This is a genomic window from Pseudomonas machongensis (assembly GCF_034961125.1).
GTDB lineage: Bacteria > Pseudomonadota > Gammaproteobacteria > Pseudomonadales > Pseudomonadaceae > Aquipseudomonas > Aquipseudomonas machongensis.
Genome location: NZ_JAYFUI010000071.1, coordinates 147,932 through 168,924, shown reverse-complemented (window position 1 = coordinate 168,924; position 20,993 = coordinate 147,932). Strand labels below are relative to the sequence as shown.

The 20,993-nt window shown below is 64.7% G+C and carries 18 protein-coding genes; 8 read left to right on the top strand and 10 right to left on the bottom strand.

Annotated features, from left to right (window positions below):
- Positions 1-46 precede the first annotated feature (46 nt).
- Complete coding sequence (locus VA602_RS06180) at positions 47-1,624, top strand: hypothetical protein (RefSeq protein ID WP_323452783.1); 1,578 nt, start codon at positions 47-49, stop codon at positions 1,622-1,624.
- 64 nt (positions 1,625-1,688) lie between these two features.
- Here VA602_RS06180 and ureG read toward each other — a convergent pair whose 3' ends face one another.
- The 8 genes from ureG to VA602_RS06140 are packed head-to-tail and all read right to left on the bottom strand — an operon-like array spanning position 1,689 to position 7,233.
- Entirely contained in the window at positions 1,689-2,312 is a 624-nt protein-coding gene (ureG, locus tag VA602_RS06175; RefSeq protein ID WP_054890758.1) for an urease accessory protein UreG, read from the bottom strand.
- Positions 2,313-2,323: 11 nt separating this feature from the next.
- Entirely contained in the window at positions 2,324-2,998 is a 675-nt protein-coding gene (locus tag VA602_RS06170; RefSeq protein ID WP_323452782.1) for an urease accessory protein UreF, read from the bottom strand.
- Positions 2,998-3,543: a HupE/UreJ family protein gene (locus VA602_RS06165; protein ID WP_063545045.1), complete on the bottom strand. Its 546-nt coding sequence runs from the start codon at positions 3,541-3,543 to the stop codon at positions 2,998-3,000. The genes VA602_RS06170 and VA602_RS06165 overlap by 1 nt, the downstream gene beginning before the upstream one ends.
- A gap of 27 nt (positions 3,544-3,570) precedes the next feature.
- The gene (ureE, locus tag VA602_RS06160; protein ID WP_112898380.1) at positions 3,571-4,038 is read right to left on the bottom strand and encodes an urease accessory protein UreE; all 468 of its coding nucleotides are present in this window, start codon (positions 4,036-4,038) and stop codon (positions 3,571-3,573) included.
- A gap of 10 nt (positions 4,039-4,048) precedes the next feature.
- Positions 4,049-5,752, bottom strand: coding sequence for an urease subunit alpha (gene ureC / locus VA602_RS06155; protein ID WP_323452781.1), 1,704 nt, complete (start codon positions 5,750-5,752; stop codon positions 4,049-4,051).
- A complete protein-coding gene (locus VA602_RS06150; protein ID WP_054890763.1) occupies positions 5,749-6,066 on the bottom strand; it encodes an urease subunit beta in 318 nt (105 codons plus the stop codon). Before VA602_RS06150 ends, ureC begins: the two co-directional genes overlap by 4 nt.
- Before the next feature lie 19 nt (positions 6,067-6,085).
- Positions 6,086-6,388: an urease subunit gamma gene (locus VA602_RS06145; RefSeq protein WP_054890764.1), complete on the bottom strand. Its 303-nt coding sequence runs from the start codon at positions 6,386-6,388 to the stop codon at positions 6,086-6,088.
- Between the two features lie 11 nt (positions 6,389-6,399).
- Positions 6,400-7,233, bottom strand: coding sequence for an urease accessory protein UreD (locus tag VA602_RS06140; RefSeq protein WP_323452780.1), 834 nt, complete (start codon positions 7,231-7,233; stop codon positions 6,400-6,402).
- 371 nt (positions 7,234-7,604) lie between these two features.
- On the opposite strand from VA602_RS06140, the gene VA602_RS06135 reads away from it, so the two are divergent.
- Entirely contained in the window at positions 7,605-8,015 is a 411-nt protein-coding gene (locus VA602_RS06135) for a DUF2946 domain-containing protein (protein ID WP_323452779.1), read from the top strand.
- 62 nt (positions 8,016-8,077) lie between these two features.
- The gene (locus tag VA602_RS06130; RefSeq protein ID WP_323452778.1) at positions 8,078-10,231 is read left to right on the top strand and encodes a TonB-dependent receptor; all 2,154 of its coding nucleotides are present in this window, start codon (positions 8,078-8,080) and stop codon (positions 10,229-10,231) included.
- An 89-nt stretch (positions 10,232-10,320) separates the two neighbouring features.
- Here VA602_RS06130 and VA602_RS06125 read toward each other — a convergent pair whose 3' ends face one another.
- Positions 10,321-11,361, bottom strand: coding sequence for an Ldh family oxidoreductase (locus tag VA602_RS06125; RefSeq protein ID WP_323452777.1), 1,041 nt, complete (start codon positions 11,359-11,361; stop codon positions 10,321-10,323).
- Between the two features lie 416 nt (positions 11,362-11,777).
- Here VA602_RS06125 and VA602_RS06120 point away from each other — a divergent pair, with 416 nt between their 5' ends.
- The 5 genes from VA602_RS06120 to VA602_RS06100 all read left to right on the top strand — a co-directional run bounded on the left by VA602_RS06120 (position 11,778) and on the right by VA602_RS06100 (position 18,648).
- Positions 11,778-12,590: a gamma-glutamyl-gamma-aminobutyrate hydrolase family protein gene (locus VA602_RS06120; RefSeq protein WP_063545051.1), complete on the top strand. Its 813-nt coding sequence runs from the start codon at positions 11,778-11,780 to the stop codon at positions 12,588-12,590.
- A gap of 402 nt (positions 12,591-12,992) precedes the next feature.
- Positions 12,993-13,904: a 5-dehydro-4-deoxyglucarate dehydratase gene (gene kdgD / locus VA602_RS06115; protein ID WP_323452776.1), complete on the top strand. Its 912-nt coding sequence runs from the start codon at positions 12,993-12,995 to the stop codon at positions 13,902-13,904.
- Between the two features lie 103 nt (positions 13,905-14,007).
- The gene (locus VA602_RS06110) at positions 14,008-15,363 is read left to right on the top strand and encodes an MFS transporter (protein WP_054890770.1); all 1,356 of its coding nucleotides are present in this window, start codon (positions 14,008-14,010) and stop codon (positions 15,361-15,363) included.
- Positions 15,364-15,442: 79 nt separating this feature from the next.
- Positions 15,443-16,996, top strand: a complete 1,554-nt coding sequence (gene garD, locus VA602_RS06105) for a galactarate dehydratase (RefSeq protein ID WP_323452775.1) — start codon at positions 15,443-15,445, stop codon at positions 16,994-16,996.
- A 71-nt stretch (positions 16,997-17,067) separates the two neighbouring features.
- Complete coding sequence (locus VA602_RS06100) at positions 17,068-18,648, top strand: aldehyde dehydrogenase (NADP(+)) (RefSeq protein WP_323452774.1); 1,581 nt, start codon at positions 17,068-17,070, stop codon at positions 18,646-18,648.
- Positions 18,649-18,813: 165 nt separating this feature from the next.
- On the opposite strand, the gene VA602_RS06095 is transcribed toward VA602_RS06100, so the two are convergent.
- A complete protein-coding gene (locus VA602_RS06095) occupies positions 18,814-20,868 on the bottom strand; it encodes a 2Fe-2S iron-sulfur cluster-binding protein (RefSeq protein WP_323452773.1) in 2,055 nt (684 codons plus the stop codon).
- Positions 20,869-20,993 lie beyond the last annotated feature (125 nt).

Below are 20,993 nucleotides of genomic sequence, written 5' to 3'. Positions count from 1 at the left end.
TGCCGATATCACTGGTGTACCCGTATCTCTATTCGGCAGGACGCTAATGAATCCGATAACAGCTGCACAGCGCCTGGCCCCGGTCCTGACTGCCCCGCAACCGGCCCCGGCCAGCGCCAGCAACCCGACCGGCATCGCCAGTGTCTCGGCAGTCCCGAGCACCAGCGTGATTCTCGGCCAGAGCAACACCATCAGCGATTCCGAGACCTACTCGCGCCAGGGTCTGCTGCCAGGCCAGGTCCGCTATGTCTGGGAAAAGGACAGCCAGGACAAGCTCGCCACCACGCTGCAGACCGCCTTCCAGTCGTCCAGCAGCGCGGGCCGCTTCAAAGGCATTGGTGCGGCCTTGATCGAACAGCTCGCACAGAACGGCGGCAAGAACATCTCGCAGTCGGTGTTCGCCTTCAGCGACGACTCTCCAATCGACCCTGGCGTGCTCAAGCTGCAGCAGCAGCGCCTGCGCGAGAATCCCGACAGCGGCGTCACCTTCAGCCTGACCACCGCGTCCGGCGCGACCATTCGCTTGTCGCTGGCCAGTAGCGAAAAGGGCCTGGCGGTGAGCGCGGAAGTCGAAGGCGGCTCGCTCAGCAGCGAAGAACTCAAGGGCCTGGGCAACCTCGCCGACTCCTTCCAGTCCACCATCGACGGCCTCAACGAGGTGCCACCCCAGCTCAAGCTCGGCGCCCTGGTCAAGCTCGATCCGAAACTGTTCAGCTCGTTGCAGATGAACAGCAAGTTCGAATCCCTGAGCGGCGAGCAGACCTTCTCCCTGAGCCTCGACGACAAGGCGCGCAGCCTAAGTCTGCAGGGCCCGTCCGGCCAGGTGCAACTGAGCCTGGATACACAGGACGCCGAGCTGCTGGGCAAGTCGGCGCAGCGCAAGGCGGCGATCGACAACTACCTGACCCAGTTCGACGCCGCCCAGCGCCGTGGCCGTGGCGACGAGAACCTGATGAACCTGTTCAAGAACGCGTTCACCCAGCTCAACAGCATCGACGACAATCGCCAACCTGCGGTGCAAAGCCCGACGGCCCTGAACGACAAGGACCGTGCCCTGCTCAGCGGCCTGGCCGACTTCAGCGCCTCGATCAGCGAAACCACGCGCAGAAGCAACCCGATGCGCCTGGACGAAACCGACAGTTTCACCTTCAGCACCTCGCAGAGCACCACGGTCAAGAACCGTGGCCTGCAGGACCGGTCGGTGGAGCAGAACCAGCAGAGCAAACTCACCGCCTCGTTCCACCGCGGCCTCAATCCGCTGACCAACCTGATGCTGGGCAGCGACCGCGAGTCGCAAAACTACAGCTACCACCTGATCGATGACCAGGCCAGCAGCACCACCCGCCTGGCCTATGACAAAGGCCAACTGGTGGAAGCCAGCGCCACCCAGCAGGCGAGCCAGAAAGAGCGGATCCTCACCTATGTCGATGGCCACCTGAAAAGCGACGTGACTACGCCCAAGGCGGTGACCCAGTCGCGCAACGTGCTGAACCTGCTTAGGGATGCATTCGAGCAGGACCGCATCGCCCAGCGCGATCGCGGTGTGTCGCTGCTCGAGGGGCTGCTGCAATCGCAGCGCAGCCGCTGGTTGCTGCAGACCGATCCGTCGAAGATCGCGGCCTAACAAAGGATCTGTGGGGGCGGCGAACCGTCGCCGCCACAGGGACTGAGTCAAGCTCAGAGAAGGCTTACCCCCTCACCCCCAGCATCCCGCGATCGACGATGAAATCGATTACCGCCTGCAACCCGTCACCCTTCTTCAGGTTGCTGAACGTCCAGGGTCGCTCGGGGCGCATGCGGTTGGTGTCGCGCTCCATCACTTCCAGTGAAGCACCGACATAAGGTGCAAGGTCGGTCTTGTTGATCACCAGGAAGTCCGACTTGGTGATGCCCGGCCCGCCCTTGCGCGGGATCTTCTCGCCTTCGGCCACGTCGATCACGTAGATGGTCAGGTCGGCCAGTTCCGGGCTGAAAGTCGCGCTCAGGTTATCGCCACCACTCTCGACGAAGATCACCTCCAGGTTACCGAACTTGCGCGCCAGCGCTTCCACCGCCGCCAGGTTCATCGAGGCGTCTTCGCGAATCGCGGTGTGCGGGCAGCCGCCGGTCTCGACGCCAACGATACGCTCAGGCTCCAGGGCCCCAGCCTCGGTGAGGATGCGCTGGTCCTCCTTGGTGTAGATATCGTTGGTCACCACGGCGATGTGGTAATGGTCACGCATGGCCTTGCACAGGGCCTCGAGCAGCGCGGTCTTGCCGGAGCCGACCGGGCCGCCGACACCGACGCGCAGGGGTTGCTGATAGCTTTGCATGTTGGCAGTCCTCAGGAACGGAACAAACGGGTGTATTGGGTTTCGTGTCTTGACGAGGCGATGGCCAGCAGCGGCAGGCCACCGCCCAGCTCGTCATCGCCAAGGATCAGGGCCTGGTCGAGCACGGCGGGCAGCTCGGCGCCCAAGTCGCGCAGCAAGGTCTGGGCCGCCTGCTGGCCGAAAGGCACCAGCTTGACCCCGGCCATGACTGCGCCTTCCAGCCAGGCGAAGCCATGGCCGAGGGCCAAGTCGCGCAGCGGGATCGACCAGTGCGCGCCCAGCCAGGCCATGCCACCGAGCTGGGATAGCTCGATGCTCTCACGCCAGGCCGGCGCCTGGGCCAGTTGCCAGCCATCGAGCAGCCGCGCCAGGGCGCTGCCCCGCTGGCGCTCTTCAAGCCGCAGCTCGGCCGTCTCGCGATTGGCCAGCAGAAACTGGGTCCAGCGTGCGAAGGCCTCGGCATCATCGTCCTGGCATGCGCGGTAGAGGCGCGCCAGCAACGGCCAGTCAAGACAGCCCAGGGTGTCGTGCAACTGCTCACGCTGCCAGGCACAAAAGCCGACCGTGTCACGCACCCAACCGGCCTCGACGGCCCACTCCAGACCTTGCGAGTAGGTGAAACCACCCACCGGCAGGCCCGGGCTTGCCAGTTGCAGCAGACGCAACAGCGCCAGATCGCTGCTCATCAGCCGGCCAGCACGAACGCGGCGCCGGCCAGCAAGCCACCACCGAACAGCTTCTGCAACTTGCTGTGGCGGCGCAGCAGGCAGCCTACGCCGAACCCGACCACCAGCAGCAGCGCACTGACGGTGACGAAGCCTGCGCTGAACATCCAGAACGCGCTGGGCGTCGCTTCAACGCCGTGGGCCCAGCCATGGAACAGGGCGAACACCGGCATGGCCAGGGCCAGCAGCACCTGGCGGTTAGGCAGCAGCATGGCGCAGGCGGCCACCACCAGCGAGATGGAGATCATCGTTTCGACACCGACCAGGTCACCGAACAGATGCCCCAGCACCGCGCCGCCGAACATCGCCGAGAGCGTGGCCAGGGGCAAGCTCAGGTTGCGTCGGGTCAGCGCGGCCAATACGCCGGTACCCAGCAGCATGAGCAGGTGGTCCAGGCCTGTCAGCGGGTGCAGCAGCCCATCTTGCAGCGGATTGTTGTCGTGACCGGGGTGGGCGAAGGCTGGCAAGGCAATCATCAGTAACGCCAGGGCAAGGGCTTTTTTCATCGTGTGCTCCAAAGCAATTCGGAAGGATTACAGGCGAACGAACGGATGATCGTGGGCGTGGCCGTGAGGGGCGCTCTGGTAGGCGCCCGCCTCCGGCTCGAACGGCGCCTGCTCGATCAGTACCTCAAGGCCCAGGCCGCGCACCATTTCGTCCAGCACATGATCATGCTGGTAGCGCAAAAGGCCGGCCTCGATCTGCAACGGCACATGGCGATTGCCCAGGTGATAGGCCGCACGCGCCAGCAACAAAGGATCGGCGCAGCGCACCGTGGAAACACGCTCCGGTGCCGCCAGCACCTGCACCAGGTGCTGGCCATCGGCATCGGCGAGCAGTTCGCCACCGCGCAGCAGATGGCCGCGCTCGAGCATCAGGCCGGCATCGCGGCCATCGTCGAGGGTCACGCGCAGGCGGCTCTTGATTCGGCTGTCCACATCCAGGGTGACAGTACCGGTGACCGAGGCAGCCTCGGCGACACGGCGGGTCAGGACAATCATGCTTGCTCCTTCAGAACAGGAAATAACGCTGGGCCAGCGGCAGTTCGCTGGCCGGTTCGCACACCAGCAACTCGCCATCGGCGCGCACCTGGTAAGTCTGGGCATCGACCTCGATCAACGGTTGCAGGCCGTTATGCACCATGTCAGCCTTGCGCACCCGGCGACAGCCGCGGGTGACCCCGATCAGGCTGCGCAGCCCGAGCTCCTCGGCCAACCCACGGTCCATGGCGGCCTGGGGCAGGAAAGTCATGCGCGTGGCGTGGCGAGCTGCACCGAAGCTTGCGTACATCGGGCGGTAGTGCACCGGCTGCGGGGTCGGGATCGAGCCGTTGATATCGCCCATGGGCGCCGTGACGATCAGGCCGGCCTTGATCACCGCCGATGGCTTGACACCGAAGAACGCTGGCGACCAGACCACCAGGTCGGCCAGCTTGCCTACCTCCACCGAACCGACCTCGTGCGCGATGCCATGGCTCAGCGCCGGATTGATGGTGTATTTGGCGATGTAGCGCTTGACCCGGAAGTTGTCGCTGTAGCTGCCGTCCGGCGCCAGGGGCCCACGACGCACCTTCATCTGGTGGGCCACCTGCCAGGTCCGCAGCACCACTTCGCCGACCCGGCCCATGGCCTGGGAGTCGGACGACGTCATGGAGAACGCGCCCATGTCGTGGAGGATGTCCTCGGCGGCGATGGTCTCACGGCGGATACGCGACTCGGCAAAGGCCACGTCTTCGGCAATGCTCGGGTCCAGGTGGTGGCAGACCATGAGCATGTCCAGGTGCTCATCCACGGTGTTGATGGTGTAGGGCAACGTCGGGTTGGTCGAGGACGGCAGCACGTTGGCCTGCCCCGCCGCGCGAATGATGTCCGGCGCATGACCACCGCCCGCCCCTTCGGTATGGAAGGTGTGGATGGTGCGATCGCCAATCGCTGCCAGGGTGTCCTCGATGCAGCCGGATTCGTTGAGCGTATCGCTGTGGATCGCGACCTGGATGTCCATCTCTTCGGCCACGCTCATGCAGCAATCGATGGCCGCCGGCGTCGAACCCCAGTCCTCGTGCAGTTTCATGCCCATGGCACCGGCGGCGATCTGCTCGCGCAGCGGTTCAGGCTTGGAGACGTTGCCCTTGCCGAGAAAACCGATGTTGATCGGCAAGCTGTCGGCAGCCTGGAGCATGCGCGCCAGGTACCAGGGCCCCGGCGTACAGGTGGTGGCGTTGGTACCGGTCGCAGGGCCGGTGCCGCCACCGATGAAGGTAGTGACGCCGCTGGTCAGGGCTTCATCCACCTGCTGCGGGGAGATGAAGTGGATGTGTGTGTCGATGCCGCCTGCGGTGACGATCTTGCCCTCGGCGGCGATCACTTCCGTTGCTGCGCCAACCGGGATGGTGACGCCGGGTTGAATGTCCGGGTTGCCCGCCTTGCCGATGGCGACGATACGCCCCCCGCGCACGCCGATGTCGGCCTTGACGATCCCCCAGTGATCGATGATCAGCGCATTGGTCAGCACCAGGTCCACAGCTTCGGCAGCCAGCATCTGGCCCTGCCCCATGCCATCGCGAATGACCTTGCCACCGCCGAACTTGACCTCCTCGCCATAGATCGTGAAGTCCTTCTCGACTTCGACCCACAGCGCCGTATCGGCCAGGCGCACGCGGTCGCCGACGGTGGGCCCGAACATGTCGGCGTAGGCCCGACGGGAAATACGGCTCATGCCTTGCCCTCCAGCGCGCCCATCACCTTGCCCTGGAAGCCATACACCTCACGCTTGCCAGCGTAGGCCACCAACTGCACGGTACGTGACTGGCCAGGCTCGAAACGCACGGCGGTGCCGGCGGGGATGTCCAGGCGAAAACCCCGGGCTGGTTCGCGCTCGAACACCAGCGCATCGTTGACTTCGTAGAAGTGGTAGTGCGAGCCGACCTGCACCGGGCGGTCGCCATGATTGGCAACGCTGACGCTGACCGTTTCACGGCCGACATTGAGTTCGATGTCGCCTGCGGCGACCTGGATTTCTCCGGGAATCATGAATGCCTCCTGGGCAGCGTCAGACGATAGGCTCGTGGACCGTCACAAGCTTGGTGCCATCGGGGAAGGTCGCTTCCACCTGGACGTCGGGGATCAGTTCCGGCACGCCCTCCATGACCTGGTCACGGCTGAGCACCTCGCGGCCCAGGCTCATCAGCTCGGCGACCGTGCGACCGTCACGCGCGCCCTCCATCACTGCGGCGCTGATCAGTGCCACAGCTTCCGGGTAGTTGAGCTTCAATCCACGGGCCAGGCGGCGCTCGGCGACCAGCGCGGCCGTGAACAGCAGCAGTTTGTCTTTCTCTCTCGGGGTCAGCTCCATGGGAGGCTCTCTCAGGTGGCCCAGATGCGCGGCGGGCTCGGCGCCAGGCCCAGGACGGCCGGGCGCAACAGATGCCAGAGGCGCTGCAGGGTGCGTTGCACATGTTGGTTGTCGTTATCGAGCAGGCGAATCACCAGCAACGGCCCGAGCAGGGTCGCGCCAGCCGGAGTGTCCACGTCGTCGAGCACCTGGCGTACCTGCTCGAGCAGGTGCGTATCGGCAGGTGCGGCGCAGAAGGTCGCGACCAGCGGATAACTGCCGAGTTTTTCCAGATGCCCGCCCTCTACGCGCAGGCGCTCGTGGAGCCCCGGCTCGTGGGGCAGCTCGACCTGCAGTCGGCTGTCGAGGGCGCCATGATCGAAGTGCTCGTTCATCACCGGACGGCCCAGGCACAAGGTTTCCCACGCCAGCAGGCGAGCGCCGGGTTCAAGGGTGAAACGGCTGTCGAGCCGGGCGCGGGCGCCGTCGAAGAAGATGCTGTCGTGAGGCAGCCATTCCAGCGTGCTGTCAGCCGCCAGGTGGAAGCGTTGCGCCAGCTGCGCGGTCGGACCGATGCTGCGGTAGAACTTGCTCGCGCCAGGCATGGTCAGCAGCGCGTGGCTGCCAGGCTCCAGATGGATATCGAGTTCGAGCCGGTCACCTGCGACGATGCCACCGGGCGGGTGAAGGATGTAGACATGACACGGCGCGCCTTCAGGATAGAACGGGCGCTGCACCAAAAGAGGGCCGTAATGTTTGCGCGCACCAAGGCGAGTCACGTCCCCGCGCTTGACGAAGCGCAATTGCAGGTGAGCACTCCAGCCGCTATCGCCTTCAGATTGTTCGAATTGTTGCGCGGACGACATCCTGCAGCCCCTGAAATCCGTGGTGTGGCTAAATATTGGCTGATCTGTCGCGTTTACCTACGATGGGGTACGCAATGACCGCTTGTCTGAATTGCTGAACTGATATAGCAGGTTGCGGGCCAACTCCGCAGATGAACGAAGATGAAATTTTTCGGTCGCCGCTCCGGGATAGGGCGCCGCGCACAACCACGGAGCGGGCTTGAGCCCGGTTTCGGTGCTTATGGTCAGAGGAGCTGTGTCAGTGACTGCAGTGCTTATCCAGCGGGCTCACCCACGAAAACAGCACCGCAATATTCGTCAGGCAGCGCTGCGACAATCGACCACACCAAGACCGCCACCCTCCCCGCCATCCGAATGGTAGATTCGCGGCCATGAAAACCACCCGTCGGACACGTTCGCTGACCGCCTGGACGCTCTATGCCAGCGTTCTGTTCAGCCTGTTGCTCTGTGGCCTGCACCACGGCCAGATGAGCGGCCTGCGTCTGTCGGGCCTGGACGGTGGTTTCTGCGCCCTCGACAGTACCGGCAAGGGTCCGGCCATCGACCTGGGCGACAGCAGCAGCGACCAGCACATGGCCCAGCTCGATTGCCCGGTGTGCTCCTCCTTTGCACTGGCCGTGCCGCTGACCGGCAGCCTGTGGTCATTCCCTGCAGCACACAGCGGGCCCCCCTCGCCGATCATCGTGCGCAGTTGGGCGCAGCCGCCGCCGCGCTACCTGCGCCCCGCCATCCCGCCCCGCGCATCCCCTTCCGATTTCCCCGCAGCAGCGCCCCTCGCCTGACCCCAGGCGGGCACGCCCGTGCCCGCGGGTCAGCCATGACCTTTGCGTGGAATCACTACAACATGATCCGCAACACTTCTCTGGTGCTCCTGATGGGCACCACCTGCACCTGTGCCTGGGCTGACGTCGCCCCCGTGCAACTCGACGCCACCACCATCGACGCCGAACAGCAGGCGCCTTCCGGCGTGCAACTGGACGAACCGATCCGTACCGGCTCGCGCCTGGGCCTCACCGCACGGCAGACACCCGCTTCGGTCAGCGTCTCCGACCGCCGGGTGATCGAGCAGCGTGACGCCAAGGACAGCCAAGACGTGATCAACGCCATGACCGGCGTCAACGCCTCGGCCAACCCCGGCTACGGTGGTTTCGTCGCCTACCGTGGCTTCACCCAGAACCAGGTGACCCAGCTCTACAACGGCATCAACCTGGGCTACAGCAGCGCCACCCGTCCGGTGGATGCCTGGGTGCTGGATAGGGTCGAGCTGATCGGCGGACCGTCGTCGTTCCTGCATGGCGCCGGTGCCGTGGGTGGCTCGATCAACTACATCACCAAGCTCGCCAGCCGCGATGCACAGACCCTCGACGGACGTATCCGCTACGGCAGCTACGACGACTCGGAAGTCGCCTTCGGCATCAACCAGGCCCTGGCCGAGAACCCCGCCGATGCCCGTCACTTCGCACGCTTGGACTTCAGCCACAGCCAGGGTAATGGCTACATCGACCGTAACCAGCGCAAGACCGACAGCCTGGCCTTCTCGTTGCTCAGCGATCTCTCGCCCAACCTCACCCACACCCTGGCCCTGGAGTACCAGGAAGACAAAGAGGACAGCCCCTACTGGGGTTCGCCCATCCTGCCGGGGCGCAGCACCATGAAGATCGACAAGAGCCGCCGCTTCGAGAACTACAATGTCGCCGACGGACGCTACGAGCAGCGAGTGCGCTGGCTGCGCTCGATCCTCGATTACCAGGTGAGTGACAGCACCAGCGTGCAGAACACCCTCTACCACTACAATGCCCAGCGTGATTACCGCAATCTTGAAAGCTACCGTTACAACAGCGCCGGCAACGTGGTGCGCTCCAGCCCCTACCTGCAGCGCCACCAGCAGAGCGTGATCGGCGATCGCGTCGAGCTGCGCCACGACAACAGCCTGTTCGGGCTGAGCAGCCAGTGGTCGCTGGGGCTGGACTGGTCGAGCATGCACCAGACCCTGTACCCGACCTCGGGCAGCTACAGCGACGTGGTCGATCCGGATCACTTCGCCCCCGGCAGCTTCTACGACATTCCAGGCGTCAATCGCGGCCTGACCAAACAACGACGCAACGAGGTGCTCAATCGCGCACTGTTCGCCGAGAACCGCCTGCAACTGACCGACCGCCTGGCCCTGCTGACGGCCCTGCGCTACGACTACCTGGACATGCAGGTCACCAACTATGGCCCGGTCAGCCCCAGCTCGCCGGCCTACTTCGAGCGCCGCTGGGAGCCGCTGTCCGGACGCATCGGCCTGACCTACGAGCTGACGCCGACAGCCAGTGTCTATCTGCAGTACAGCAACTCCGCCGACCTACCAGCCGGTTCGCTGGCATCGGCGACCTATTCCAACGTCGGCTTGTTCGACCTGTCCAAGGGCGAGCAGTGGGAAGCCGGCAGCAAGTTCGACTTCCTTGACGGACGCGGCGCCGCCACCGTGGCGGTCTACCAGATCGTGCGCAAGGATTTCGCGGTGCGTGACGCCAACGACCCCAACCTGACGGTGCAGGCGGGCCAGCAGACCTCGCGCGGTATCGAGCTGTCCGGGCGCCTGCAGGTCACGCCCAAGCTGTTGGCCGAGGCCAACTACGCCTATGTCGATGCCCGATACGATGAATTCAACGAAGCGGTGGGCGGCGTGTCGGTATCTCGCAAAGGCAATGCACCGGTCAACGTGCCGGCCAACGTCGCCAACCTGTGGCTGAGCTATGCCTTCACGCAAGACTGGTCGGCCGGCGTGGATGCCCGCTACGTCGACTCGGTCTACGCCGACAACGCCAACAGCCTGAAGGCTCCCGCCTACACCCTGTTCGGCGCCTTCGCCCGCTATCGCCTGGACCAACACACCACCCTCACCGGTCGCGTACGCAACCTCACCGATGAGGTGTATGCCAAGCAGGCTTATGGGCAGCAGTACTACATGGGCGCGCCGCGCACCTTCGAGGTGGCGATGGATGTGAAGTTCTAGCGCGGCACTACGCCCAGAGCAAAGCGTCTGAAAGCTGGCGTGCCCCCTGTGGGAGCGCGCCAGTTCGACGCTCGCAAGGCTGGGTACCGCTACAACGGTCGATCCGACGCCAGCAAACGTTCTAGCCCCTGCCACTCCTGCTCGCTGACCGCCACGCCTTCGCGCTGCGAAACCGCCCGCTCCCTGAACCGCCGCTCCCCCGGCAAACGCGACAACCCCGCCGCGTGCATCTGCTCCACCAATGCACGACTGCGCTCGGCAAAACGCCCGCCTTCGGCCTTGCTCGGGTCGATGACGATGATCAACTGCCCGGTCCAGGGGGTCTTGGCGCCTGGATGCTGCGACCAGTCGAACTCCCAGGAAAAATGCCCGCCCGTCAGCGCCGCCGCGAGTAGTTCGACCATCATCGACAGCGCCGAGCCCTTGTGCCCACCGAACGGCAGCAAGGCGCCGCCTTCGAGAATCGCCTTGGGATCGGTGGTCGGCTCACCTTCGGCATCGACGCCGACACCTGGCGACAATTGCTCACCCTGGCGCGCAGCGATCTGTACATCGCCATGGGCCATGGCACTGGTGGCCATGTCGAAGACGATCGGGTCAAGCCCCTGGCATGGCGCCGCGAAGGCGATGGGATTGGTGCCGAACAACGGTTTGCGCGCGCCGTGGGGCACCACGCAGGTCATGCTGTTGACCACGCTCAATGCAACCAGGCCCTCTTCGGCAAAGGGTTCCACATCTGGCCAGAGCGCCGCGAAATGGTGGGAGTTATGGATAGCCAGCACGGCGATACCCGCCTGGCGCGCCTTCTCCACCAGCAGCGTGCGTGCCGCCGCCAGGGCTGGCTGGGCGAAACCGCCCTTGGCATCGACCCGCACGAAGGCTGGGGCGACATCCTTGACCTCGGGTACCGCAGCGCCATCGACCCAGCCGCTGGCCAGGGTCGAGACATAACCCGGCATGCGGAACACGCCATGACTGTGGGCACCATCGCGCTGGGCGCTGGCGCAGTTGGCGGCCAGCACTGCGGCCACTGCCTCGCTGCATCCATGACGCTGGAAGATCTGCTGCAACCGCTCCTGCAACTGCGCAAGAGGAACACGTACGACAGGACCTGTGGACGGTGCGGACATCTGAAGCTCCCTTTATTGGATTTGGAATGGCGATGGCCCAGGGCACTGCCTGCCACTCTTCCCTCGGCGAGGGTGTGCTGTCAAATCCGGCCAGCGCCGCAAACGCCAGGTTTATTGCAGCGCTGCAAAGACCCGACTGCATCGTTAAATATTATTGACCTACTCCCCTGCCAAAGCCTTGTCGGCTCAGGCTTGCAGCAGTTAGAGCCCCCGAAAACAGGCCAATTGCCCCATAAAGCCGACGCGCCAGTCGTTTGACATATTAAACGGCTCTGGCAAGCTATGAAGCATGTCCCGACCGGTTCCGCAGCCTTCAAGCCGCGCCGGCAGTGCTCGGGACCACAGGTCACGCATCAAGGGCCCAAGGCCGCGGACCTGCACAACAACGACAGGTAAAACCTGTCCCAAGGTGACATATGTCCAACAGCAACATTGGCAACAAGCAACCCTCCCTGCGCAAGCCCGTCGTCCTGATGACCATGGGCAGCCAAGAGCGCAAAGGTCACGACTATCAGGTCATGACCCATAAATACATCACTCCCCTGGTCGATTTCGCCGACTGCATCCCGGTCCTGGTCCCGACCTGCTGCGGCACCGACGCACTCGAGGCGTACCTGGACATGGCCGACGGCATCTACCTGACCGGCGCCGGCAGCAATATCGATCCGGCTCTCTATGGCCAGGAGAACGAAACCCCCGGCAAGGCCCAGGACAAGAACCGCGACCTGTTCGACATCCCCCTGGTGCAACTGGCCATCGCCCGCGGCCTGCCGATCTTCGGCATCTGTCGCGGCATGCAGGAAATCAACGTGGCCCTGGGTGGTGACATCTACCAGAAGGTCTACGCCGAACCAGGCTTCAACGACCATCGCGAAAACCCTGAAGACCCGGTCGATGTGCAGTACGCCGCCTCCCACGGGGTGAAGATCAAACCCGGCAGTTGGCTGCGCGAAACCCTGGGCACCGACGAGATCCGCGTGAACTCGCTGCACGGTCAGGGCCTGCGCAACCTGGGTGAAGGCATCGAGCCGATCGCCCACGCCGAAGATGGCCTGGTCGAGGCCATTCATGCACCGAGCATTTCGCCCTTCCTGTTCGCGGTGCAGTGGCACCCCGAGTGGCAAGCGGCGAAGAACCCGGATTCGATCAAGATGTTCCAAGCCTTCGGCGACGCCTGCCGCGCCCAGGTCCGCAAGTCCCAGGCCAGCAAGCGCCACCAGGCGGCCTGACCCCTCTTCGTTAGCTTTGATCGCGGGGCGGCGCAACGTCGCCCCCGCTTCCCCGGTCACCCTCTGCTGGTCCCAGAACACCTCCCGTGGAAGCGGGCGGCGGGCTTGTGCCTGTCTCCGCGATCTTTTTTCCCTGAAGACATACGATGACTGATCGGCCGCAGTGCACGATCAGCCGTTTCGGTTGGCTGTTGCGGCGCTATCGCGGGACGAGCCCGCTTCCACAAAAGCGCGGTTCCAGGTGATCTGCCGGCAGCTGCCGCGCACCGCGACAGCGCCCAGCGGATAGGCATCGCTGCAAAAATTTCTCGGGCAGGGCTAGTCATCGCACAAGTTGTACGATAACTTACCTCTCACCTTGGTACACCTTCTTACCCAAGCGCCCACAGGATGCCTACAACAATGAATCCACAAGAACTGAAATCCATCCTCTCCCACGGCCTGCTGTCGTTCCCTGTCACCGACTTCAACGCCCAGGGCGACTTCAACCCCGCCGGCTACATCAAGCGCCTGGAATGGCTGGCCCCCTATGGTGCCAGCGCACTGTTCGCCGCCGGTGGCACCGGTGAATTCTTCTCCCTCGCTGCCAGCGAATACAGCCAGGTGATCAAGACCGCCGTCGATACCTGCGCCACCTCCGTACCCATCCTGGCTGGCGTGGGCGGTGCTACCCGCCAGGCCATCGAGTACGCCCAGGAAGCCGAGCGCCTGGGTGCCAAAGGTCTGCTGCTGCTGCCGCACTACCTCACCGAAGCCAGCCAGGACGGCGTAGCCGCCCACGTTGAGGCCGTGTGCAATTCGGTGAAGATCGGTGTGGTGGTCTACAACCGCAACGTCTGCCGCCTGAACGCTACGCAGCTCGAAAAACTGGCTGAGCGCTGCCCGAACCTGATCGGCTACAAGGATGGCCTGGGTGATATCGAGCTGATGGTGTCGATTCGTCGCCGCCTGGGCGATCGCTTCAGCTACCTGGGTGGCCTGCCGACCGCCGAGGTGTATGCTGCGGCTTACAAGGCGCTGGGCGTGCCGGTCTACTCCTCGGCCGTGTTCAACTTCGTCCCCAAGACCGCAATGGACTTCTACAACGCCATCGCCCGCGACGACCACGCCACGGTCGGCAAGTTGATCGATGACTTCTTCCTGCCATACCTGGACATCCGCAACCGCAAGGCCGGTTACGCCGTGAGCATCGTCAAGGCCGGCGCCAAGCTTGCTGGCTACGATGCAGGCCCGGTACGCACCCCGCTGACCGACCTCACCGGCGAAGAGTATGAAATGCTCGCCGCCCTGATGGACAAGATGGGCCCGCAATAAGCGCAGCCCCGCGGCCTGCCAATGCCGCTGCCGGAGTGCCACCCGCGCTCCGGCCCACAATCCGAATGCCCCGCACAACAATAAATAGTGGGAGAACACCAGCATGCAAGCGACGAAAAAGACGCATGTACGCTACCTGATCCTGTTCATGCTGTTCCTGGTGACCACGATCAACTACGCCGACCGCGCCACCATCGCCATCGCCGGTTCAAGCCTGCAGAAGGATCTGGGCATCGACGCGGTCACCCTCGGTTACATCTTCTCCGCCTTCGGCTGGGCCTACGTGGCCGGGCAGATTCCCGGCGGCTGGTTGCTCGACCGCTTCGGTTCGAAGAACGTCTACGCATTCAGCATCTTCACCTGGTCGCTGTTCACTCTGCTGCAAGGTTTCGTCGGCGGCCTGCCGGTGGCCTGGGCAGTCGTTACCCTGTTCACCCTGCGCTTTCTGGTCGGGTTTGCCGAAGCCCCGTCGTTCCCGGGCAACGCCCGGATCGTTGCGGCCTGGTTCCCCACCGCCGAACGCGGCACGGCTTCGGCGATCTTCAACTCGGCGCAGTACTTCGCCACCGCGCTGTTCGCACCGCTGATGGGCTGGATCGTGTTCACCTTCGGCTGGGAGCATGTGTTCGTGGTCATGGGCGCCCTTGGCATCCTGTTCTCGATGGTATGGATGAAGACCATCTACAACCCTCGCCAGCACCCACGCATCAGCCAGGCCGAACTCGAGCACATCGAGCAAAACGGCGGCCTGGTGGACATGGACCAGAAACGCAGCAACGACGGCCCGAAATGGGGCTACATCAAGCAACTGCTGACCAGTCGCATGCTGCTGGGCGTGTACTTGGGCCAGTACTGCATCAACGCCATCACCTACTTCTTCCTGACCTGGTTCCCGGTGTACCTGGTGCAGGAGCGCGGCATGACCATCCTCAAGGCCGGCTTCATCGCCTCCTTGCCGGCCATCTGCGGCTTCATCGGTGGGGTGCTGGGCGGAGTGCTGTCGGACTGGCTGCTGCGCCGCGGCAACTCGCTGACCTTCTCGCGCAAGCTGCCAATCGTCTGCGGCCTGTTGCTGTCGACCACCATGGTCTTCTGCAACTACGTCGACGCCGAGTGGATGGTGGTCGGCTTCATGACCCTGGCCTTCTTCGGCAAAGGCATCGGCGCCCTGGGCTGGGCCGTGGTCGCCGACACCTCGCCCAAACAGATCGCGGGGCTCTCGGGTGGCCTGTTCAACACCTTCGGCAACATCGCGTCGATCACCACGCCGATCGTCATCGGCTACATCATCAGCGCCACCGGCTCGTTCAAATGGGCGCTGGTGTACGTGGGCGCCAATGCGCTGGTAGCGGTATTCAGCTACCTGGTGATCGTCGGCCCGATCAAGCGCATCGAGCTCAAGGAAGAAGCCGGGCCGCAAGCGGCGCCGAACGCCGAACTGGCCGGCTCGCGCCAGTGACCTGAAACACGCCGACGCCCCGCAACGGGCGTCGGTAGCCGGATAAAAGCCTGAAAGAAATGACAAGAAGGGCCTGACCATGCAGTTGATCGAACATTCCGAGTCGCCCCGCTACGTCCGCCTGCACGATGACGACAATGTCGTGGTGGTGGTCAATGACGGTGGCCTGGGCGAAGGTGCGCGCTTCGCCGATGGCCTGACCCTGGTCGAGGGCGTGCCGCAAAGCCACAAGGTCGCCACCGTGGATATCCACCAGGGCGAGCCTGTACGCCGCTATGGACAGATCATCGGTTATGCCCTGCAAGACCTGCGTCAGGGCAGTTGGGTTCAGGAAACCCAGTTATCGATGCCCGCCGCCCCCGAACTCGACAGCCTGCCGCGCTGCGACGCAGTGCCCGCGGCCCTGCCACCTCTTGAAGGCTTTACCTTCGAAGGCTATCGCAACGCCGACGGCACCGTCGGTACCCGCAACATCCTCGGCATCACCACCACCGTGCAATGCGTGACCGGCGTGCTCGACCACGCGGTCAAACGCATCCGCGAAGAGCTGCTGCCCAAGTATCCCAACGTCGACGACGTGGTCGCCCTCACCCACAGCTACGGCTGTGGCGTGGCGATCAACGCGCGTGACGCCTATATCCCCATCCGCACCGTGCGCAACCTGGCGCGCAACCCCAACCTGGGCGGCGAAGCCCTGGTCATCAGCCTGGGTTGCGAAAAGCTGCAGGCCGGCCAGGTGATGCACGAAGACGACCCGTCCGTGGACCTCAGCGAGCCCTGGCTGTATCGCCTGCAGGACGCTTCGCTGGGTTTCGTCGAGATGATCGAACAGATCATGCAGCTGGCTGAAACCCGCCTGAAGAAGCTCGACCAGCGCCGTCGCGAAACGGTGCCGGCCAGTGAGCTGATCCTGGGCATGCAGTGCGGCGGCAGCGACGCTTTCTCCGGCATCACCGCCAATCCAGCGCTGGGCTATGCCGCCGACCTGCTGGTGCGCGCCGGTGCCACGGTGATGTTCTCGGAGGTCACCGAGGTCCGCGACGCCATCTACATGCTCACCTCCCGCGCCGAAACCCCGGAAGTGGCCGAAGCGCTGGTACGCGAAATGGACTGGTACGACCGCTACCTGCAACAGGGTGCAGCCGACCGCAGCGCCAACACCACGCCGGGCAACAAGAAAGGCGGGCTCTCGAACATCGTCGAAAAGTCCCTGGGCTCGATCGTGAAGTCCGGCAGCGCTGCGATCCAGGGCGTGGTCGGCCCGGGCGAGCGGGTCGCACGCAAAGGCCTGATCTTCTGCGCGACGCCAGCCAGCGACTTCGTCTGCGGCACCCTGCAACTGGCAGCGGGCATGAACCTGCACGTGTTCACCACGGGTCGCGGCACACCTTACGGGCTGGCCATGGCCCCCGTGGTCAAGGTCTGCACCCGCAGCGAACTGGCCCAGCGCTGGCCCGACCTGATCGACATCGATGCCGGGCGCATCGCCAGCGGTCGAGCAAGCATCGAAGAGCTGGGCTGGGAGCTGTTCCACTACTACCTGGACGTTGCCAGCGGCCGCAAGCAGACCTGGGCCGAGCGGCACAAGCTGCACAACGACATCACCCTGTTCAACCCGGCACCGATTACCTGACAGCGTTCCCACTGGGGGCAAGTGAACCTGCCCAGACAACATTATTCCTTCAGCGACTACAGGAGCACCCCATGCCTGAGATCCTCGGCCACAACTTCATCGCCGGCCAGCGCAGTGCCGCCGGCCAGCAGCGCCTGCAGAGCCTGGACGCCACCACGGGCGAGGCCCTGCCCTACAGCTTCATGCAAGCCACCGAAGACGAAGTCGATCAAGCCGCCAAAGCCGCTGCCGCTGCCTTCGCCGAGTTCCGCCAGTTGCCGCCAGCCCGTCGCGCCGAGTTCCTCGACGCCATTGCCGCCGAGCTGGATGAGCTTGACGACGGCTTCGTCGCTATCGTTTGCCGCGAAACCGCCTTGCCCGCTGCACGCATTCAGGGCGAGCGCGGCCGTACCAGCGGGCAAATGCGCCTGTTCGCCCAAGTGCTGCGCCGGGGTGATTTCCTCGGTGCCCGTATCGACCTCGCGCTGCCGGACCGTCAACCCCTGCCACGGGTCGACCTGCGCCAGATGCGCATCGGCGTAGGCCCGGTGGCGGTGTTCGGTGCCAGCAACTTCCCGCTGGCCTTTTCCACCGCAGGCGGCGACACCGCAGCTGCGCTGGCCGCCGGCTGCCCGGTGGTGTTCAAGGCGCACAGCGGCCACATGGCCACCGCCGACCTGGTGGGTTGCGCCATCGTCCGTGCGGCCGAACGCACCGGCATGCCCAAGGGCGTGTTCAATATGGTCTTCGGCGGCGGCGTGGGCGAGTGGCTGGTCAAGCACCCGGCCATCCAGGCGGTCGGTTTCACCGGCTCGCTCAAAGGCGGCGACGCCCTGTGCCGCATGGCCGCCGAACGTCCACAGCCGATCCCGGTATTCGCCGAGATGTCGAGCATCAACCCCGTGATCGTGCTGCCTGGCGCATTGGCCAAACGCGGCGAGACCATCGCCCGTGAACTGGCAGGCTCCGTATGCCTGGGCGCCGGTCAGTTCTGTACCAACCCAGGGCTGGTGATCGGCCTGCAGTCGGCGCCGTTCAGCCAGTTGCTCGCCGACCTCGGCCAGCACCTGGCGCAGCAGGCTGGGCAGACCCTGCTCAATGCCGGGGGCCTGCGCAGTTATGTGAGCGGGCTGGAACACCTGCAAGCGCACGTCGGCATCGAGCACCTGGCCGGCCAGGCGCAGGTAGGCAGCCAGGCCCGCGCCCAGCTGTTCAAGGCCGACGCGCGCCTGCTGGTGGACGCCGACCCGCTGCTGCAGGAAGAAGTGTTCGGCCCCACCACCGTGGCCGTCGAAGTCAGTGACGATGCTCAATTGCGCGCCGCGCTGCTGGGCCTGCGCGGCCAGCTCACGGCCACCCTGATCGGCGAACCTGAAGACTTCGAGGCCTATGCCTGGCTGGTGCCGCTGCTGGAAGAAAAAGTCGGACGGATTCTGGTCAACGGCTACCCGACCGGTGTGGAAGTGAGCGATGCCATGGTGCACGGCGGCCCCTACCCGGCCACCTCCGACGCCCGCGGTACTTCGGTCGGCACCCTGGCCATCGATCGCTTCCTGCGTCCGGTGTGCTACCAGAACTACCCGCAGGCCTTGCTGCCGAAGGCCCTGCAGGACGGCAACCCACTGGGGCTGCGACGCCTGGTCAATGGTCAGTGGAGCGACCGCGCGCTCTGACGCGCTTGTAGGAGCGGGCTTGCCCGCGAAAAAGATAGCGCGCTGCCTGGCACGGGCTACGCCCGTGTTCGCGGGCAAGCCCGCTCCCACAGGGTGGACTGCCCCCAAGGGTTGGATTTGTGTCCAACTTCTTGGGGGCAGTCCAATTGAAGAGACAGCTTGCTATCACAACGCCAGGTGCAAGGGCCCGGATCCGTCAGCCGGCCTGGCGCAGCAGATCAACGCCTCGTCCTGCGCCACGGCGAACTCCGGTGCCTCGGCATAGGTGACCGCCCCCTTGAGCACACGGGTCCGACAACTTCCGCACGACCCGCCACGGCAGCCAAAAGGCGGCTCGAGACCACGCTGCTCGGCCAGTTCCAGCAGCGAGCCATCCCCCGGGTTCCAGCGCGCCTCTTTCGCCGAGTCCATGAACATCACCGCAACCGACTCAGTGGCCACCGCCGGCAAGGCCGGCGCTGCCTGCTGTTCGCTGCGCGTGCGGCGCAGGCTCGATGGGCCGAAGGCCTCGGCGTGGATCCGTGCATCGTTGATATCCAGTGCACGCAGGCCATCGTACATCTGCTGCATGAACCCCTGCGGCCCGCACAGGTAGAAGTCGTAGTCGTCGAACGGCAGCAGCTCGCGCAACAGGTCGACGCCCAGACGCCCTTCGCGCTCATAATCCACGCCTGCTACCGCACCGCTGGCGTCGCTGAGCAGGCGCACATGCCTGAGCTTGCCCTCGGAGGCAGTCACCAGCGCTGCAAATTCACTGGCAAAGGCCAGTTGCGCTTGGTTCGACGCCGATTGAAACACCCAGGCCGGTCGGGCGTAGCGTGTACGCCGCCCCTCATTGACCAGGTGCCTGGCCATGGCCAAGACGGGGGTCACCCCTACGCCCGCGGCCAGCAAGACTACCGGACGGCGCACCGTAGCATCGAGGGTGAAGGCTCCGGCCGGCGCACGCGCCTCGATCAGGTCGCCGATCCTGACCTGCTCATGCAGGTGCCGAGAGACCACACCCTCGCGCTTGACGCTGATGCGCAGTGCATCGTCCGCCGGCGCGCCAGACAGGGTGTAGGTGCGCACCAACGGCGCCTGCTCCCCAGGCAACCGTACCCGGATCGGCAGGTGCTGCCCCGCCTGGCGCACAGGCAAGCCCAAGCCATCGTCGGGCAGCAGGTGAAACGAGCGGATGTGCTCGCTCTCGTCGACGATCTGCGTTACCCGGTACGGACGCCAGCTTTGCTGCAACGCTGCGGCCTTCAGGCGCGCCTGCATGTCCTCCCAACTGCCGGTCATCAACACATTGGGCGAGATGCCGTCATCCATGTCGACCCAGCGCAGCGCCAGCCCTCCCGGTCGGCGCACGATCCGCTCGGGGTAGAACCGCCACATGCGCTCGGCGCCGATGAAGGCGAGTGTCTGTGGATCGTCGACGATCACTTCGGTGCGCCCGGTCATCTGCAGCAGGTCGCCGCTGCGCATGTCGACGAACACCAACCCGGCACGGGGGTTGAGCAGCATGTTGCCCAAAGTATTGAAGAACAGGTTGCCATTGAAATCAGGCACGCTCAGCGTGCCTTCGACGTCGATGTGGACGAAGCCAGGCTTGCCGCCACGGTGCGAGACGTCCACCTGGCGCACGCCATCGCGCACCACGTACGAGGCAACGTAGAAGGAGTCGGCGGCGGCCACCATGGCGCGGTCTGCTGCGTTCAGCTCGCTCGACTCGCTGGGCTCGCCGGGCGCGCTGTCATCGAAGACATAGCGGCGCAGATTGATATAGCGCGGGCAGTTGCCATAGGACTGGGTCGGCTCGATGGTAAACCCGCTGTCGTCTGCCCGGCGCACGAAGCCGTTCAGGCGATTGCGTCGGCGGGTGTGCAACTCGATGCCGAGCATGCCGACGCCGTCACCATCTTCCAGCCCGGCATCCGCAGGATCGGCTGGCTCACGGGGCAGGTCCAGCAGCAGCCGGCGCGGATCGGGGGATTGCATGAAGCCGGGCTGGCCGGTGCGCAGCGTTGCCCAGGGATCGCCGTGCGGGTCGACGCTGCCGAGCACCACGAAAGGCAGTTGGGCATAGAACTCGCGGTGCTGGTCGGGCATGAAGTCACGCGACATCTGCACCTTGCCAATCCCCACCATGCGCTCGACCGCACCGACGCTGCGTTGCAGCGTAAGCTCGCCGTCGTGCCAGGGAGAGGGCTTGAGGTCCGACGGAGGCTGGTTCATGGTGGCACCTGAACGGTTGAGTGAGGCTGTATCAATCCTTACTCATTCGCCCGACACTTAGAATCACTGCGGGTGGCAATTGATTATTTCTCTTCAAGAAACAGTCGTGAGCCTTTTCCCGCCCA

Excerpts from the sequence above, each read along its gene's own strand:
- VA602_RS06180 (WP_323452783.1), top strand. The coding sequence starts at position 47 with ATGAATCCGATAACAGCTGCACAGCGCCTGGCCCCGGTCCTGACTGCC.
- ureG (WP_054890758.1), bottom strand. The coding sequence starts at position 2,312 with ATGCAAAGCTATCAGCAACCCCTGCGCGTCGGTGTCGGCGGCCCGGTC.
- VA602_RS06170 (WP_323452782.1), bottom strand. The coding sequence starts at position 2,998 with ATGAGCAGCGATCTGGCGCTGTTGCGTCTGCTGCAACTGGCAAGCCCG.
- VA602_RS06165 (WP_063545045.1), bottom strand. The coding sequence starts at position 3,543 with ATGAAAAAAGCCCTTGCCCTGGCGTTACTGATGATTGCCTTGCCAGCC.
- ureE (WP_112898380.1), bottom strand. The coding sequence starts at position 4,038 with ATGATTGTCCTGACCCGCCGTGTCGCCGAGGCTGCCTCGGTCACCGGT.
- ureC (WP_323452781.1), bottom strand. The coding sequence starts at position 5,752 with ATGAGCCGTATTTCCCGTCGGGCCTACGCCGACATGTTCGGGCCCACC.
- VA602_RS06150 (WP_054890763.1), bottom strand. The coding sequence starts at position 6,066 with ATGATTCCCGGAGAAATCCAGGTCGCCGCAGGCGACATCGAACTCAAT.
- VA602_RS06145 (WP_054890764.1), bottom strand. The coding sequence starts at position 6,388 with ATGGAGCTGACCCCGAGAGAGAAAGACAAACTGCTGCTGTTCACGGCC.
- VA602_RS06140 (WP_323452780.1), bottom strand. The coding sequence starts at position 7,233 with ATGTCGTCCGCGCAACAATTCGAACAATCTGAAGGCGATAGCGGCTGG.
- VA602_RS06135 (WP_323452779.1), top strand. The coding sequence starts at position 7,605 with ATGAAAACCACCCGTCGGACACGTTCGCTGACCGCCTGGACGCTCTAT.
- VA602_RS06130 (WP_323452778.1), top strand. The coding sequence starts at position 8,078 with ATGATCCGCAACACTTCTCTGGTGCTCCTGATGGGCACCACCTGCACC.
- VA602_RS06125 (WP_323452777.1), bottom strand. The coding sequence starts at position 11,361 with ATGTCCGCACCGTCCACAGGTCCTGTCGTACGTGTTCCTCTTGCGCAG.
- VA602_RS06120 (WP_063545051.1), top strand. The coding sequence starts at position 11,778 with ATGTCCAACAGCAACATTGGCAACAAGCAACCCTCCCTGCGCAAGCCC.
- kdgD (WP_323452776.1), top strand. The coding sequence starts at position 12,993 with ATGAATCCACAAGAACTGAAATCCATCCTCTCCCACGGCCTGCTGTCG.
- VA602_RS06110 (WP_054890770.1), top strand. The coding sequence starts at position 14,008 with ATGCAAGCGACGAAAAAGACGCATGTACGCTACCTGATCCTGTTCATG.
- garD (WP_323452775.1), top strand. The coding sequence starts at position 15,443 with ATGCAGTTGATCGAACATTCCGAGTCGCCCCGCTACGTCCGCCTGCAC.
- VA602_RS06100 (WP_323452774.1), top strand. The coding sequence starts at position 17,068 with ATGCCTGAGATCCTCGGCCACAACTTCATCGCCGGCCAGCGCAGTGCC.
- VA602_RS06095 (WP_323452773.1), bottom strand. The coding sequence starts at position 20,868 with ATGAACCAGCCTCCGTCGGACCTCAAGCCCTCTCCCTGGCACGACGGC.